This is a genomic window from Pseudovibrio sp. POLY-S9 (assembly GCF_001431305.1).
GTDB lineage: Bacteria > Pseudomonadota > Alphaproteobacteria > Rhizobiales > Stappiaceae > Pseudovibrio.
Window position 1 is genome coordinate 1 of sequence record NZ_LCWX01000223.1, and the last position, 203, is coordinate 203.

Below are 203 nucleotides of genomic sequence, written 5' to 3' on the forward strand. Positions count from 1 at the left end.
GGTTCTCTGGAGAGCGTCGACATGGGCATCGCGTTTATGCCGCCAACCACCAGCCACGAATACGCCAAAGGCTGCAACGATAACCTTGAAGAAGTCCGCCGCGTACTCAGTGAAGTGTTTGACACCTCCGAAACCCGAGAACCTTGCTTGCTGAACAGGCTGGACAAGATCGCGAACCGCTTTCTTTGGGGCGTTCACTTCAT

Annotated in this window: 1 protein-coding gene; it reads left to right on the forward strand. The window is 54.7% G+C overall.

Features of this window, described 5'->3' with window-relative positions:
* Positions 1-203, forward strand: a 203-nt coding sequence (locus tag PPL9_RS32540; RefSeq protein WP_161831431.1) for a hypothetical protein, incomplete at both ends; no start/stop codon positions are given.